We start from the raw sequence: 445 nt of genomic DNA, 5'->3' as shown, positions 1-445 counted from the left end.
TCAAAACACTTTTTCTTCCTTTTTTATCGCCCATTATACCCCATGCAATACCGCCAATAACAAGCCCGAGCATTTGCCAACTGATAACATTTTCGCCAAACTCTTTTGCAACATTATCAGGTACATGTAGCTCATGTAAACTTTTTATTCTTACAATATTAAATAATAACAAATCGTAGATATCAACAAAAAAACCTAAGGCACCAACAATAACAGGCAATGAAAAAACAGAGTATTGCTTTTGCTGCATTATTTATGAATTGTTTTGTTTGCTTTTTGAAAATACCAACTTAAAAATTACAGGTGCTGTGGTAACTAATACAATACCTAAAACAATGATTTCTAAATGACTTTTTAAATCGAAGTTGAATTGAGATAAAATCCATTTTTGCAGGAAGTGACCGGCAACTAACATACTGAATACCCAGGCAACACAACCGACAAA

Annotated in this window: 2 protein-coding genes; both read right to left on the bottom strand. The window is 32.8% G+C overall.

Going from position 1 to position 445, the window contains the following annotated elements; translation table 11 throughout:
* Nucleotides 1–250: MFS transporter (locus tag E3E36_RS12010; RefSeq protein ID WP_167895597.1), on the bottom strand; the 250-nt coding region annotated here is incomplete at its 3' end.
* Nucleotides 251–253: 3 nt separating this feature from the next.
* Nucleotides 254–445 (bottom strand): hypothetical protein (locus E3E36_RS13025; RefSeq protein ID WP_206203689.1); only part of this gene is annotated, 192 nt, incomplete at its 5' end.

Origin of the sequence: Thermococcus sp. M36, assembly GCF_012027355.1 — an archaeon.
GTDB lineage: Archaea > Methanobacteriota_B > Thermococci > Thermococcales > Thermococcaceae > Thermococcus.
The sequence above is the reverse complement of the archived record's forward strand: the minus strand, read 5'-3'. Positions and strand labels throughout refer to the sequence as shown.